Below are 13,302 nucleotides of genomic sequence, written 5' to 3' on the forward strand. Positions count from 1 at the left end.
GTCAGTGCACTTCCTTCAGTTCACGGTAGGCGGCCACCAGCGCGGCCGTGGACGGATCGAGGCCGGGCACGTCCGCCCCTTCGGTGAGGGCCGGCTCGACGCGCTTGGCGAGCACCTTGCCGAGCTCGACGCCCCACTGGTCGAAGGAGTCGATGTTCCAGATCGCGCCCTGGACGAACACCTTGTGCTCGTACAGCGCGATCAGCTGGCCGAGGACGGAGGGGGTCAGTTCGGCGGCCAGGACGGTCGTGGTCGGGTGGTTGCCCTGGAACGTCTTGTGCGGGACGAGTTCCTCGGGCACCCCTTCGGCGCGTACCTCGTCGGGGGTCTTGCCGAAGGCGAGTGCCTGGGTCTGGGCGAAGAAGTTGGCCATCAGCAGGTCGTGCTGGGCCTTGAGCTCGTCGCTCAGTTCGGCCGCGGGCCGGGCGAAGCCGATGAAGTCGGCCGGGATCAGCTTGGTGCCCTGGTGGATCAACTGGTAGTACGCGTGCTGCCCGTTGGTGCCCGGCGTGCCCCAGACCACCGGCCCGGTCTGCCACTCCACCGGGTCGCCGTCACGGTCGACGGACTTGCCGTTGGACTCCATGTCGAGCTGCTGGAGGTAGGCCGTGAACTTCGACAGGTAGTGCGAGTACGGCAGCACCGCGTGCGACTGGGCGCCCAGGAAGTCGCCGTACCAGACGCCCAGCAGACCGAGGAGCAGCGGCGCGTTGGCCGGGGCCTCGGTGTTGCGGAAGTGCTCGTCGACGATGCGGAAGCCGTCGAGCATCTCGCGGAAGCGGTCCGGGCCGATGGCGATCATCAGGGAGAGCCCGATCGCCGAGTCGAAGGAGTAGCGGCCGCCGACCCAGTCCCAGAACTCGAACATGTTGGCCGTGTCGATGCCGAAGCCGGAGACCTTCTCGGCGTTCGTCGACAGGGCCACGAAGTGCTTGGCGACCGCCTTCTCGTCGCCGCCCAGCCCGGCCAGCAGCCACGAGCGCGCCGACGTGGCGTTCGTGATCGTCTCGATGGTGGTGAAGGTCTTCGAGGCGATGACGAACAGCGTCTCGGCCGGGTCCAGGTCGCGGGTGGCCTCGTGCAGGTCGGCGCCGTCGACGTTGGAGACGAAGCGGAACGTGAGCGAGCGGTCGGTGAAGGCGCGCAGTGCCTCGTAGGCCATCGCCGGGCCGAGGTCCGAGCCGCCGATGCCGATGTTGACGACGTTCCTGATGCGCCTGCCGGTGTGGCCGGTCCACTCGCCGGAGCGGATCCGGTCGGCGAAGCCGGCCATCCTGTCGAGGACCGCGTGCACCTCGGGGACGACGTTCTCGCCGTCGACCTCGATCACCGCGTCCCGCGGGGCACGCAGCGCGGTGTGCAGGACGGCCCGGTCCTCGGTGATGTTGATCCGCTCGCCGCGGAACATGGCGTCGCGCAGCCCGAACACGTCGGTGGCGGCGGCCAGCTCCTGGAGCAGGGCCAGCGTCTCGTCGGTGACGAGGTTCTTCGAGTAGTCGATGCGCAGGTCGCCGACGCGCACGACGTACCGCTCCGCCCGACCCGGGTCCTGGGCGAACAGCTCGCGCAGGTCGGGGTGGGGCAGCGTGCCCTTGGCGTGGTCCGCGAGCGCGGTCCACTCCGGCCGCCGGTTGAGCTTCGGGGTGTCAGACATGGACAGGGGTCTCCTTGTCGGCCTCGCCGCGCAGGGCGATGGCGTACATCTCGTCGGCGTCGAGGCGCCTGAGCTCCTCGGCGATGAGTTCGGAGGTGGGGCGCACCTTCAGCGCGAGGGAGCGCGGCGGCTGACCCGGCAGGGTCATCGTGGCGAGCGGGCCGTCCGGCCGGTCGATGACGATCTCGCCGTTCGCGGTGCCGAGACGGACGGCGGTCACCACCGGACCGTCGGTGACCACGCGGTCCACGCGGACGGCCAGGCGGGCCTCCAGCCAGCGGGCCAGCAGCTCGGCGGCCGGATTGTCCGCCTCCGCCTCCACCACCGCCGAGGTCACCGGCACCCGCGCCTGGTCCAGGGCCGCGGCCAGCATCGAGCGCCACAGCGTCAGCCGGGTCCAGGCGAGGTCGGTGTCGCCGGGCGCGTAGGCGCGGACCCGGCGCTCCAGCACCTCCATCGGCCGCTCGACCGTGTACAGGTCGGTGATCCGGCGCTGGGCCAGCGCGCCCAGCGGGTCCTTCGCGGGGTTGTCCGGCGCCTCCACCGGCCACCACACGACGACCGGCGCGTCCGGCAGCAGCAGCGGCAGCACCACCGAGTCGGCGTGCTCGGACACCTCGCCGTACATGCGCAGGACGACGGTCTCGCCGGTCCCGGCCTCCGAGCCGACCCGGACCTCGGCGTCGAGGTGCGAGCGGGTGCGGTCCCGCAGGTTGCGGGGGTGGCGCTTGATGACGACCAGGGTGCGCGAGGGGTGCTCGTGCGAGGCCTCCTCGGCGGCCTTGATCGCGTCGTAGGCGTTCTCCTCGTCCGTGACGATGACCAGCGTGAGCACCATGCCCACGGCCGGGGTGCCGATGGCCCGGCGGCCCTGCACCAACGCCTTGTTGATCTTGCTTGCCGTGGTGTCGGTCAGGTCGATCCTCATGGCCTGCGCCAGCTCCGTCCGTCTCGTGCGAGCATCTCGTCGGCTTCCCGCGGCCCCCAGCCGCCCGACGCGTACTGCGCCGGCTTGGCGTGCGAGGCCCAGTACTCCTCGATCGGGTCGAGGATCCGCCAGGACTCTTCCACCTCCTGGTGGCGCGGGAACAGGTTGGCGTCACCCAGAAGGACGTCCAGGATCAGCCGTTCGTACGCCTCCGGGCTGGACTCCGTGAACGACTCGCCGTAGGCGAAGTCCATGGACACGTCCCGGATCTCCATCGACGTGCCCGGCACCTTGGAGCCGAACCGCACCGTCATGCCCTCGTCCGGCTGGACGCGGATGACGATCGCGTTCTCGCCCAGCTCCTCCGTCGCCGTCGAGTCGAAGGGGGAGTGCGGGGCCCGCTGGAAGACCACCGCGATCTCCGTGACCCGGCGACCGAGCCGCTTGCCGGTGCGCAGGTAGAAGGGCACCCCGGCCCAGCGGCGGTTGTCGACGCCCAGCTTGATCGCCGCGTAGGTGTCGGTGGTGGAGGCCGGGTCGATGCCCTCCTCCTCCAGGTAGCCGGGGACCCGCGCGCCGCCCTGCCAGCCGCCCGCGTACTGGCCGCGCACGGTGTGCTCGCCCAGCTCCTCCGGCAGCCGCACGGCCCGCAGCACCTTCAGCTTCTCGGTGAGCAGCGAGGACGCGTCGAAGGAGGCGGGCTCCTCCATCGCGGTCAGGGCCATCAGCTGGAGCAGGTGATTCTGGATGACGTCGCGGGCCGCGCCGATGCCGTCGTAGTAGCCGGCCCGGCCGCCGATGCCGATGTCCTCGGCCATCGTGATCTGCACGTGGTCGACGTAGGACCGGTTCCAGATCGGCTCGTACATCTGGTTGGCGAAGCGCAGCGCCAGGATGTTCTGGACCGTCTCCTTGCCCAGGTAGTGGTCGATGCGGAAGACCTGGTCCGGATCGAAGACCTCGTGGACCAGCGCGTTCAGGTCGCGGGCGCTGCCGAGGTCGTGCCCGAACGGCTTCTCGATCACCGCGCGGCGCCAGGAGCCCTCGGGTGCGTCGGTCAGCCCGTGCTTCTTGAGCTGCTGCACGACCTTCGGGAAGAACCTCGGCGGCACGGAGAGGTAGAAGGCGTAGTTGCCGCTGGTGCCGCGGGAGGCGTCCAGCTCCTCCACGGCCTTGCGCAGCTGTTCGAACGCGTCGTCGTCGTCGAAGTCGCCGGGGATGAACCGCATGCCCTCGGAGAGCTGCTGCCAGACCTCCTCGCGAAACGGCGTGCGCGCGTGCTCCCTGACCGCGTCGTGCACCACCTGGGCGAAGTCCTGGTCCTCCCAGTCCCGGCGGGCGAAGCCGACCAGTGAGAAGCCCGGCGGCAGCAGACCCCGGTTGGCCAGGTCGTACACGGCCGGCATCAGCTTGCGCCGCGACAGGTCGCCGGTGACGCCGAAGATGACCAGCCCGGAGGGGCCCGCGATACGGGGCAGACGGCGGTCCTGGGGATCGCGCAGGGGGTTGCTCCAGTCGAGCGGTGCCACCGGCTCGACGGCCTTCCCGGCCCCGTCCCCGCCCTTCGTCCCCTTGGCGGCACGGGCCGTCCCGGTCTTCTTCGCGCTCCGGGACGCCTTCGACGGCTCGGCTGCCTCCGCCGCCTCCGCGGCCCGGCTCTCCTCGGCCTCCTCGGCGTGCAGCGGCCCCGCGGCCTCCCGGGCCGTCCGCGCCTCCTTGGCTTCCTTCGTCGCCTTGGTCTCCCGGACCGTCGTAGCGGGAAGCTCCTCGCTCATTCCCCGTCAACTCCCTTGCTGTCGAGGGACTTCGTCACGGCGGCGAGCAGGTCGTCCCAGGCCGCCTCGAACTTCGCCACGCCCTCCTGCTCCAACTGCTCCACCACCTCGTCGTAGGAGATGCCGAGCCGCTCCACGGCCGCGAGGTCGGCCCTGGCCTGCGCATACCCGCCGGTGACCGTGTCGCCCCGTACGTCGCCGTGATCGGCGGCGGCGTCCAGGGTGGCCTCCGGCATCGTGTTCACGGTGCCGGGAGCGACCAGCTCCTCCACGTACAGGGTGTCCCGGAATGCCGGGTCCTTCACACCGGTGGACGCCCACAGGGGGCGCTGCGGGTTGGCGCGGGCCCCCGACAGGGCGGTGAAGCGGTCGCCCGCGAAGACGTCCTCGTACGCCTCGTAGGCCAGGCGCGCGTTGGCCAGGGCCGCCTTGCCGCGCAGCGCGAGCGCCTCGTCGGTGCCCAGCAGCGTCAGGCGCTTGTCGATCTCGCTGTCGACGCGGGAGACGAAGAAGGAGGCGACCGAGTGGATGCCGGCCAGGTCGGCCCCGGCCGCCCGCGCCCGCTCCAGGCCGGCAAGGTAGGCGTCCATGACCTCGCGGTAGCGCTCCAGGGAGAAGATCAGCGTGACGTTGACGCTGATGCCGGCGCCGACGACCTCGGTGATCGCCGGAAGGCCGGCCTTCGTCGCCGGGATCTTGATCATCACGTTGGGGCGGTCGACCAGCCAGGCCAGCTGACGCGCCTCGGCGACGGTGGCCCGCGTGTCGTGGGCGAGACGGGGGTCGACCTCGATGGAGACCCGGCCGTCCCGCCCGCCGGTCGTGTCGTACACCTCGCGCAGCACGTCGGCGGCGGCGCGGACGTCGGCGGTGGTCATCATGCGGACCGCCTCGTCCACGGTCACGCCCCGGGTGGCGAGGTCGGCGAGCTGCTCCTCGTACCCCTCGCCGGAGCCGATGGCGGCCTGGAATATCGAGGGGTTGGTGGTGACGCCGACGACGTTCTTCGTCCGGACCAGTTCGGCGAGGTTGCCGGACTCGATCCGCCGCCGCGACAGGTCGTCCAGCCAGATCGAGACGCCCTGGTCGGTCAGGCGCCTCAGCGCTCCCGCGGTCGCGGTTGCTTCGGTCACAGTGATCATCTTCTCTTTCTGCGGTGGTGTCCGGTGGTGTGTCCGGTGATGGTGTGCCGTCGGCTCAGCCGCGGGAGGCGGTCAGGGATTCCCGGGCGGCGGCCGCGACGTGCTCGGCGGTGAGGCCGAACTCGGCGAACAGGGTCTTGGCGTCGGCGGAGGCGCCGAAGTGCTCCAGGGAGACGATGCGGCCCGCGTCCCCGACGAACCGGTGCCAGGTCAGGCCGATCCCGGCCTCCACGGCCACCCGGGCCCGCACGGAGGGCGGCAGTACGCTCTCGCGGTACGCGTTCGGCTGCTCCTCGAACCACTCCACCGACGGCATCGACACCACGCGCGTGGCGGTGCCCTCGGCCTCCAGCGCCTCCCGCGCGGCCACCGCGAGCCGCACCTCGGAGCCGGTGGCGATCAGGACGACGTCCGGGGTGCCGGTGGAGGCGTCGGCGAGGACGTACCCGCCGCGCGCCGCGTCCGGGTTCGGCGCGTAGGTCGGCACACCCTGGCGGGTGAGGGCGAGGCCGTGCGGTGCCGGGTGGGTGGAGTGACGCCTGAGGATCTCGGCCCACACGGTCGCGGTCTCGTTGGCGTCGGCCGGGCGGACGACGTTGAGGCCGGGGATGGCGCGCAGGGCGGCGAGGTGCTCGACCGGCTGGTGGGTCGGGCCGTCCTCGCCGAGGCCGACGGAGTCGTGCGTCCACACGTACGTCACCGGCAGCTGCATCAGCGCGGACATGCGCACGGCGTTGCGCATGTAGTCGGAGAAGACCAGGAACGTGCCGCCGTAGATGCGGGTGTTGCCGTGCAGGGCGATGCCGTTCATCTCCGCGGCCATGGAGAACTCGCGGATGCCGAAGTGGAGGGTGCGGCCGTACGGGTCGGCCTCCGGCAGCGGGTTCCCGGCGGGCAGGAAGGAGCTGCTCTTGTCGATGGTGGTGTTGTTCGAGCCCGCCAGGTCGGCCGAGCCGCCCCACAGCTCGGGCAGCACCGCGCCGAGCGCCTGGAGGACCTTGCCGGAGGCGGCGCGGGTGGCGACGGCCCTGCCGGTCTCGAACACCGGCAGGGAGTCCTCCCAGCCCTCGGGCAGCCGGCCGGCGACCACGCGGTCGAACAGCGCCGCGCGCTCGGGCGCCGTGTCACGCCAGGCGGCGATCCGCTTGTCCCAGGCGGCGTGCGCCTCGGCGCCCCGGTCCAGGGCGGCGCGGGTACGGCCGAGGACCTCGTCCTCGACCGCGAAGGACCGCTCCGGGTCGAAGCCGAGGAGGCGCTTGGTGGCGGCGACCTCCTCCGCGCCGAGGGCGGAGCCGTGGGACGCCTCGGTGTTCCGGGCGTTCGGCGCGGGCCAGGCGATGATCGTGCGCATGGCGATGATGGAGGGCCGCCCGGTCTCGGCCTTCGCCGCCGTCAGCGCCGCGTACAGCGCGTGCACGTCGACGTCGCCGCTCTCGGCGGGCTCGACGCGCTGCGTGTGCCAGCCGTACGCCTCGTACCGCTTCAGCACGTCCTCGGAGAACGCGGTGGCGGTGTCGCCCTCGATGGAGATGTGGTTGTCGTCGTAGAGGAAGACCAGGTTGCCGAGCCTCTGGTGGCCGGCCAGCGACGACGCCTCGGCGGAGACGCCCTCCTGGAGGTCGCCGTCGGAGACGATCGCCCAGACGGTGTGGTCGAAGGGCGAGGCGCCCTCGGGTGCCTCGGGGTCGAACAGGCCGCGCTCGTAGCGGGCGGCCATCGCCATGCCCACCGCGTTGGCCACACCCTGGCCCAGCGGACCCGTGGTGGTCTCCACACCCGCCGTGTGCCCGTACTCGGGATGGCCCGGCGTCTTCGAGCCGTGCGTGCGGAACGCCTTGAGGTCGTCCAGCTCCACCTCGTACCCGGCGAGGTACAGCTGGGTGTACAGGGTCAGCGAGGTGTGGCCGGGGGAGAGGACGAAGCGGTCACGGCCGGTCCACTCCGGATCTGCGGGATCGTGCCGCATCACCTTCTGAAAGATCGTGTACGCCGCCGGCGCGAGGGCCATCGCCGTGCCCGGGTGGCCGTTCCCGACCTTCTGCACGGCATCGGCCGCGAGGACCCGGGCGGTGTCGACGGCACGCCGGTCGAGTTCGGTCCATTCGAAGCGGTCCGCGCTGTCCACTGTGTGCGTGCTCATCTTCAAGAAATCCTCGATCGGAGCGAGAGAACTGGTCTGACGTGTTCAAACTTAAAAGTCTGACTTTTGAGAGTGAAGGTCGCGGTGTGCCAGCCTGTGGTGAAACTGGGACACGCCCCGGCTCCGGGGCGCACGGGCGGGACGGCACGAGAACGACATGGCGGACGAAAGCACTCAAGACGGCGGCAGCGGCCACGGCGGCGACGGGATCAGAACGTTCCCCTTCCCGGTCGATCTCAGCCTCCTCGGTGTCGGCATGCAGGTCGGTCCCATGGGAGCCGGCCGCACCTGGCACGCGCAGGTCCCGCTCCACCGCGTGCACCGCATCGACTTCCACGTCGTCATGCTGTTCACGGGCGGCGGCCCGGTCCGGCACATGATCGACTTCGCCGAGTACGAGGCGACGGCCGGCGATCTGCTGTGGATCCGTCCCGGACAGGTCCACCGCTTCTCCCCGGACAGCGAGTACCGCGGAACGGTGCTCACCATGCAGCCCGGCTTCCTGCCCCGCGCCACCGTCGAGGCCACCGGCCTCTACCGCTACGACCTGCCGCCCCTGCTCCACCCCGACGAGGCGCGGCTCGCGGCGCTGACGGCGGCGCTCGACCAACTGCGGCGCGAGTACGAGGACGCGACCACGCTGCCGCTGAGCCTGCACACCGCCGTACTGCGTCACACCCTGTCCGCGTTCCTGCTGCGGCTGGCGCACCTGGCCGCCGGTTCGGCCCGGGAGGCCCGGGAGGGGAGAGCGGGGCGGGAGGAGGCGCCGGGGGACAGCACCTTCGTCCTCTTCCGGGAGGCGGTCGAGCGGGGCTTCGCCACCAATCACAGCGTCAGCGCCTACGCCGACGCGCTCGGTTACTCGCGCCGCACCCTGGTGCGCGCGGTGCGCGCCGCCACCGGCGAGACGCCCAAGGGGTTCATCGACAAGCGGGTCGTCCTGGAGGCCAAGCGGCTCCTCGCCCACACCGAGCTGCCGATCGGCCGGGTCGGCGCGGCGGTCGGCTTCCCGGACGCCGCCAACTTCTCCAAGTTCTTCCAGCAGCACACGGACCAGACCCCGGCGGCGTTCCGCACCGAGCTGCGCTGAGCGGACCGGCCCCGGGAGCGGCGAAGGGGCCCCACGGAGAGTGGCGCCCCTTCGCCCCCCTGCGGGGGTGCCGGTCGGTTCCTCAGTGGCCGAAGCCGAACCAGTTCACGTTCACGAAGTCGGCGCCCTGGCCGCTGGTGAAGGTGAGGTAGACGTCGTGGGTGCCCGTCACCGAGGCGATGTTCGCCGGGATCGTGCGCCACGACTGCCAGCCGCCCGTGTTGCCCACGGCGAAGCTGCCGATCGGCGCGCTGGTACGGCTGTCCAGGCGCACCTCGACCAGACCGCTGACGCCCGCCGCCGCACCGCTCGCCACCCGGGCCTTGAACTGCGTCGCCGCGCTGGAGCCGAACTTCACGCCCTTGTACTGGGCCCAGTCGCCGTTCGCGAGCGCCCCGAGGTTGCTCCCGCCGCCCGAGTCCGAGGTGGCCTCGGTCATCGTGCCGGACTGGGCGTCGTAGGACTCGGCCTGGAGAGTGCCGTACGCGTCGCGGTCACCGCCGGTCGGCGGGGGAGTGGTACCGCTCCCACCGGCCGACAGCACCTGGACGTAGTCCACCAGCATGGAGTGCCCCGGCTGGGTGCCGCCGTCCGGGCCGCCGCCGAAGGCGTCCGGGAAGCCGCCGCCCATCGCGACGTTGAGGATGACGAAGTACCCGTGGTTCGTGGCGTTCGCCCACGTCGTCGCGTCGACCTGATCGGCGCGGACGGTGTGGAAGGTGTTGCCGTCGACGGAGAAGCGGATCTCCTCCACGCTCGTCGAACGGTCCCACTCCACCCGGTAGGTGTGGAAGCCGGCCTGGCAGGTGGCGCCGGGGCACGGGGTGTTGCCGCCGATGCCGCTGGTCTCGTTGCAGGGGCCGCCGGGCGAGGTTCCGCAGTGCAGCGTGGACCAGACCGTGTTGAGGCCCTGGGTGTTCTCCATGATGTCGATCTCGCCGACCCCGGGCCAGTTCCAGTAGTTGCCCCGGTAGGGCGAGCCGAGCATCCAGAACGCCGGCCAGTAGCCCTTGGCCGCGGCCCCGGTGACGTTCGGAACCTGGATGCGCGCCTCCACGCGCAGCTTGCCGCCGGCCGGGGGCTCGAAGTCGGCCCGCTTGGTCTCGACGCGGCCCGAGGTCCAGTTGCCGGCACCGTCGCGCCGCGGGGTGATGCGCAGGTTGCCGCTGCCGTCCAGGGAGACGTTCTCCGGGGACGACGTCATCGTCTCGATCTCGCCGGTGCCCCAGTTGGCGGGGCCGCCGGGGTACGAGGTGCCGGTGTCGTACTGCCAGTTCGCGGTGTTCACGCCGGAGCCGGCCGCGCCGTCGAAGTCGTCGGCGAAGACCTGTGTCCAGCCGGACGGGGGCGGCGGTACGGTCGCGCCCGCCGGCGGTCCCGTCACGGCCGTCGCCGCGGCGGCGAGACCGAGCGTGCCGACGACGGCCACCAGCGCCCGGCGCAGCGGCCTGCGTCTGGACGGGTTGCCGGATGTCTCTGTCATGTGGGGGTCGCCTCTCGGATGCGGGAGTGGGAAGCGGGAGCGGTGCGCTCCGAGCGCGCTTCCCGGGGGGACCGTTGAGAGCGCTCTCAGAGTGCGGCCAATGTGCTCCCGGTCGCCGTCGCCGTCAAGAGGTGAAGCCGACAAACCCCTTGTAGGGATGGGGAGTTCACCCCGTGAACGTCTCGAACGTCACCAAAGTGCCGGGTGCGGGTGAGTGGGGCCTGGCCCGGCCCTCGGGCAGGGGCGGGGGAGGGAGGAGCACGCGGGCGGGGGTCCGGCCGTGCCATGATCGGCGCCGGACGTGAGGCACGGTTCGGCGACGGAAGGGTGCGGACGTGAGGCTGACGATCGTGGGCGGCGGCGGATTCCGCGTGCCGCTCGTGTACGGGGCGCTCCTCGGGGACCGCGCCGAGGGGCGTGTGACCGACGTCGTCCTGCACGACACGGACCCGGCCCGGCTGACGGCGGTGACCCGGGTACTGGCCGAACAGGCGTCCGGCGTGCCCGACGCGCCCGCGGTGAGCGCGACGACCGACCTCGACGAGGCGCTGCACGGTGCCGACTTCGTGTTCTGCGCGATCCGCGTCGGCGGTCTCCAGGGGCGGGCCGACGACGAACGGGTGGCGCTCGCCGAGGGCGTCCTCGGGCAGGAGACGGTCGGCGCGGGCGGTATCGCCTACGGGCTGCGGACCGTCCCGGTCGCCGTCGACCTCGCACGCCGCGTGGCCCGGCTGGCACCGGACGCCTGGGTCATCAACTTCACCAATCCGGCGGGCCTGGTCACCGAGGCCATGTCCCGGCACCTCGGCGACCGCGTCATCGGCATCTGCGACTCGCCGGTCGGCCTCGGCCGCCGGGTCGCCCGGGTGCTGGGCGCCGACCCGGACCGCGCCTTCGTCGACTACGTCGGCCTCAACCACCTCGGCTGGCTGCGCGGCCTGCGCGTCGCCGGACGCGACGAACTGCCGCGGCTGCTCGCCGACCCGGCGCTGCTCGGCTCCTTCGAGGAGGGCCGCCTCTTCGGACCCGAGTGGCTCACGTCCCTCGGCGCGATCCCCAACGAGTACCTGCACTACTACTACTTCAACCGGGAGACCGTCCGCGCCTACCAGGAGGCCGACCGCACCCGCGGCGCGTTCCTGCGCGACCAGCAGTCCGGGTTCTACGACGAGATGCGGCGCCCCGACGCCCCGGCCCTGGCGACGTGGGACCGTACCCGCGCCGAGCGCGAGGCCACCTACATGGCGGAGAACCGTGAGACGGCGGGCGCGGGCGAGCGCGAGGCCGACGACCTGTCCGGCGGCTACGAGAAGGTGGCGCTGGCGCTGATGCGGGCCGTCGCCCGCGACGAACGCGCCACCCTGATCCTCAACGTCCGCAACCGCGGCACGCTGTCCGTCCTCGACCGCGACGCCGTGATCGAGGTCCCCTGCCTGGTCGACGCGAACGGTGCCCACCCGGTGGCCGTCGACCCGCTGCCCGGCCACGCCACCGCACTGGTCTGCGCCGTCAAGGCCGTCGAACGCGAGATCCTGACCGCCGCCGAGACCGGCTCCCGCACCGCCGCGGTACGCGCCTTCGCCCTGCACCCCCTCGTCGACTCGGTCGACGTCGCCCGCCGTCTCGTCGACGGCTACCGGGCGGTGCATCCGGGGCTTGCCTACCTCAGGTGAGCCCCACCGGCGCGGACGTCGCCGGTGCATGAGCCGCAGCCGGTGCCGGTGTGTGAGCGGTGGCCGGTGCCTGCGCGGCTGTCGGTGTCGGTGTCGTGACGGCGGCCGGTTCCGGGCGCTGGTGGGGCAGGGAGACCGGGCGCAGGGGGCGCGGCCCGGACACCACCGCGTAGTCCTGGCCCAGGAACGGCGGCTCCAGCTCGCCCGGGTCGTCGCCGAGGGCCAGCCGGACCGCCGCCCACGGCACGTTGATCCCGCACAGCGCCAGCTGGTGCAGCCCGCCCGCCGGTCGGGTGTTGACGTCCATCAGGACGGGCCGGTCGCCGAACATCCGGAACTGCACGTTGGACAGGTGGTGCAGCCCGAACGCCTCGGCGATCCGCCGCGCCGGCGCCAGCCACTGCTCGTGCAGGGTGAAGCCCCGCCGGCGGCCGTTCTTGGTGCGGCCCACGGCCAGCCGCACCCGGCTGTCGGGCCCGGTGAGGCAGTCCACCGAGACCTCCGGCTGCTCCAGACGCGGCATCACCAGCCAGTCCACCGGCTCCTCGGCGGCCCGCAACGCCTCGACGACCAGCGGCAGCGGCACGGACGGGCTCGGGAAACCGTTCAGGTGCGCGAGCGAGAAGGGGTCCCGGGTGACCATCCGGAAGCCCACGCCGCCCGCGCCGGACGCCGGCTTGAAGCACGCCCGGTGACCGCCCGCCTCCAGCTCCTCCACCGCGAGGACGAGTTCGTCGGCCGTGCGGACCCGCCACCAGGGCGGCACCGGCACGCCGATCGCCCGGACCGCCTCGTAGGCGATCACCTTGTCCCGGAAGAGGGCCACCGCCTCCGGCGGCGGCGCGAGCAGGGCCGTGCCCGCCGCCTCGAACTCGGCGTGGTGGGCGACGACGGCCGACTGGTGCAGCCGGGGCACGAACACGTCGATGCCGCGCCGCGCGCACTGGGCCAGCGCGTACTCGACATAACCGGCCGGGGAGAGGCCCTCGGGCTCCAGGTCGGCGGTGTCGGCCGCGGCCAGCACCGGGGAGTCGGGGTCGCCGTGCGTGGCATGGATCTCGACGGCCCGGTCGGCGGGATTTCTCCGCAGCTGATCCATGAAGAAGACGTTCTCCGCGTACGTGCGGTTGAGCCATACGCGTACGGGAGAAGCCATGCAAGCCGCCTTCCGGGGTTCGCGGGCAGGGCGAAGCGGGCCGTGCCCGGCCAGGGGTTTGGAGGGACACCGGGCCGCTCTGCGCGAAAGGAGAGTCGTGGCGGTGGTGTTGGGGCGATCATAGGGGTAGGCGTGCCCCCGAGCGCAACGCGCGTCACACGGATGCGCCGGCCCAGCCGTGCGCGGGCCCTTCGGCCCCGCTCCGGCGCGACCGGCCGCTCCTTGTGGCGGGGAGGGGGATGTGATCTCGTGGCGTTCGAG

General features: G+C 72.2%; 9 protein-coding genes. 2 read left to right on the top strand and 7 right to left on the bottom strand.

Features of this window, described 5'->3' with window-relative positions:
- Position 1: 1 nt before the first annotated feature.
- Genes pgi through tkt form a run of 5 tightly spaced genes read right to left on the bottom strand, consistent with a single transcriptional unit; the run spans position 2 to position 7,639 of the window.
- Positions 2 to 1,654, bottom strand: coding sequence for a glucose-6-phosphate isomerase (pgi, locus tag BJ961_RS12930; protein ID WP_271321451.1), 1,653 nt, complete (start codon positions 1,652 to 1,654; stop codon positions 2 to 4).
- Complete coding sequence (opcA, locus tag BJ961_RS12935) at positions 1,647 to 2,582, bottom strand: glucose-6-phosphate dehydrogenase assembly protein OpcA (protein ID WP_271321452.1); 936 nt, start codon at positions 2,580 to 2,582, stop codon at positions 1,647 to 1,649. The genes pgi and opcA overlap by 8 nt, the downstream gene beginning before the upstream one ends.
- Positions 2,579 to 4,357 (bottom strand): glucose-6-phosphate dehydrogenase, encoded by a 1,779-nt coding sequence (zwf, locus tag BJ961_RS12940; RefSeq protein WP_271321453.1) that lies wholly within the window; start codon positions 4,355 to 4,357, stop codon positions 2,579 to 2,581. The genes opcA and zwf overlap by 4 nt, the downstream gene beginning before the upstream one ends.
- Complete coding sequence (gene tal, locus BJ961_RS12945) at positions 4,354 to 5,499, bottom strand: transaldolase (protein ID WP_271321454.1); 1,146 nt, start codon at positions 5,497 to 5,499, stop codon at positions 4,354 to 4,356. The genes zwf and tal overlap by 4 nt, the downstream gene beginning before the upstream one ends.
- A gap of 55 nt (positions 5,500 to 5,554) precedes the next feature.
- On the bottom strand, positions 5,555 to 7,639 hold the full coding sequence (gene tkt / locus BJ961_RS12950; protein ID WP_271321455.1) for a transketolase: 2,085 nt from the start codon (positions 7,637 to 7,639) through the stop codon (positions 5,555 to 5,557).
- Positions 7,640 to 7,796: 157 nt separating this feature from the next.
- On the opposite strand from tkt, the gene BJ961_RS12955 reads away from it, so the two are divergent.
- Positions 7,797 to 8,729 carry a helix-turn-helix transcriptional regulator gene (locus BJ961_RS12955; protein WP_271321456.1) on the top strand — a complete coding sequence of 311 codons (933 nt, stop codon included), beginning with the start codon at positions 7,797 to 7,799 and terminating at the stop codon, positions 8,727 to 8,729.
- An 82-nt stretch (positions 8,730 to 8,811) separates the two neighbouring features.
- Here the strand turns inward: BJ961_RS12955 and BJ961_RS12960 are convergent, their stop codons facing one another.
- Positions 8,812 to 10,212 (bottom strand): glycoside hydrolase family 16 protein, encoded by a 1,401-nt coding sequence (locus tag BJ961_RS12960; RefSeq protein ID WP_271321457.1) that lies wholly within the window; start codon positions 10,210 to 10,212, stop codon positions 8,812 to 8,814.
- A 335-nt stretch (positions 10,213 to 10,547) separates the two neighbouring features.
- On the opposite strand from BJ961_RS12960, the gene BJ961_RS12965 reads away from it, so the two are divergent.
- The gene (locus BJ961_RS12965) at positions 10,548 to 11,885 is read left to right on the top strand and encodes a 6-phospho-beta-glucosidase (RefSeq protein WP_271321458.1); all 1,338 of its coding nucleotides are present in this window, start codon (positions 10,548 to 10,550) and stop codon (positions 11,883 to 11,885) included.
- Here BJ961_RS12965 and BJ961_RS12970 read toward each other — a convergent pair.
- The gene (locus tag BJ961_RS12970) at positions 11,878 to 13,041 is read right to left on the bottom strand and encodes an ATP-grasp domain-containing protein (RefSeq protein ID WP_271321459.1); all 1,164 of its coding nucleotides are present in this window, start codon (positions 13,039 to 13,041) and stop codon (positions 11,878 to 11,880) included. The two genes, BJ961_RS12965 and BJ961_RS12970, sit on opposite strands and share 8 nt — an antisense overlap.
- Between the last annotated feature and the right edge of the window lie 261 nt (positions 13,042 to 13,302).

The sequence above is a fragment of the Streptomyces lienomycini genome (genome assembly GCF_027947595.1).
GTDB lineage: Bacteria > Actinomycetota > Actinomycetes > Streptomycetales > Streptomycetaceae > Streptomyces > Streptomyces lienomycini.

Coding starts and splice junctions, on each gene's coding strand:
- BJ961_RS12955 (WP_271321456.1), top strand. CDS start 7,797: ATGGCGGACGAAAGCACTCAAGACGGCGGCAGCGGCCACGGCGGCGAC.
- BJ961_RS12970 (WP_271321459.1), bottom strand. CDS start 13,041: ATGGCTTCTCCCGTACGCGTATGGCTCAACCGCACGTACGCGGAGAAC.
- zwf (WP_271321453.1), bottom strand. CDS start 4,357: ATGAGCGAGGAGCTTCCCGCTACGACGGTCCGGGAGACCAAGGCGACG.
- tal (WP_271321454.1), bottom strand. CDS start 5,499: ATGATCACTGTGACCGAAGCAACCGCGACCGCGGGAGCGCTGAGGCGC.
- opcA (WP_271321452.1), bottom strand. CDS start 2,582: ATGAGGATCGACCTGACCGACACCACGGCAAGCAAGATCAACAAGGCG.
- tkt (WP_271321455.1), bottom strand. CDS start 7,639: ATGAGCACGCACACAGTGGACAGCGCGGACCGCTTCGAATGGACCGAA.
- BJ961_RS12960 (WP_271321457.1), bottom strand. CDS start 10,212: ATGACAGAGACATCCGGCAACCCGTCCAGACGCAGGCCGCTGCGCCGG.
- pgi (WP_271321451.1), bottom strand. CDS start 1,654: ATGTCTGACACCCCGAAGCTCAACCGGCGGCCGGAGTGGACCGCGCTC.